The sequence below is a fragment of the Paraburkholderia sp. J8-2 genome, assembly GCF_905220195.1.
Lineage (GTDB): Bacteria > Pseudomonadota > Gammaproteobacteria > Burkholderiales > Burkholderiaceae > Paraburkholderia.
Window position 1 is genome coordinate 1 of the sequence record NZ_CAJMZA010000113.1, and the last position, 641, is coordinate 641.

Annotated in this window: 2 protein-coding genes; both read left to right on the top strand. The window is 61.8% G+C overall.

Annotation, left to right across the window (positions count from 1 at the left end; genetic code table 11):
* Positions 1-54 precede the first annotated feature (54 nt).
* Positions 55-489 carry an IS66-like element accessory protein TnpA gene (gene tnpA / locus U5A52_RS43035; protein WP_321940496.1) on the top strand — a complete coding sequence of 145 codons (435 nt, stop codon included), beginning with the start codon at positions 55-57 and terminating at the stop codon, positions 487-489.
* Positions 486-641: IS66 family insertion sequence element accessory protein TnpB (gene tnpB / locus U5A52_RS43040; RefSeq protein WP_321940499.1), on the top strand; the 156-nt coding region annotated here is incomplete at its 3' end. The genes tnpA and tnpB, both read left to right, overlap by 4 nt.

Below are 641 nucleotides of genomic sequence, written 5' to 3' on the forward strand. Positions count from 1 at the left end.
GTAAGCGGCTCGAGCCGGCCGTTGTAGACGGTGGCTGAGGGAGACATCAAAGTGATGTCCATCATTTCCGATCTGATGGGCACCACTTTGACACAGTCTGCAGAGAAGAAGCCGGGTTCCCGTACGGGGCGCCCTAACTACCCCCGGGAGCTTCGTGATCGACTGGCAGCAGCAGCTTGCGAGCCCGGGGTATCGGTCGCGAAGCTGGCCCGCGAGAATGGCATCAATGCAAATATGCTATTCACCTGGCGGCGGCGATATCTGGCTGATCAGCAAGCTCAGTCTGCCGCGCTCGTTCCGGTCGTACTGCTAAGCGAGGCGCCTACGGAGGTCAGCACATCAGCTCCGGGAGAACCGCAAGCGCAGGGTGCGAAGCCTGCATCACCAATCGGCACGATCGAGATCCGGATCGGCCGTGCGGTGGTTAAAGTGGATGGCCTGGTCGATGCCGAGACGCTGCGGATCGTGCTGGGAAGTCTGCGCTCATGATCTCCCTACCGGCAGGCACGCGCATCTGGATCGCCGCGGGCGTTACCGATATGCGATGTGGGTTTCAGGGGTTGACCGCGAAGGTGCAGACAGCGCTTGAGGAGAACCCTCTGGGCGGGAACGTCTACATCTTCCGGGGCCGTCGCGGCGAT

Coding starts and splice junctions, on each gene's coding strand:
- tnpA (WP_321940496.1), top strand. CDS start 55: ATGTCCATCATTTCCGATCTGATGGGCACCACTTTGACACAGTCTGCA.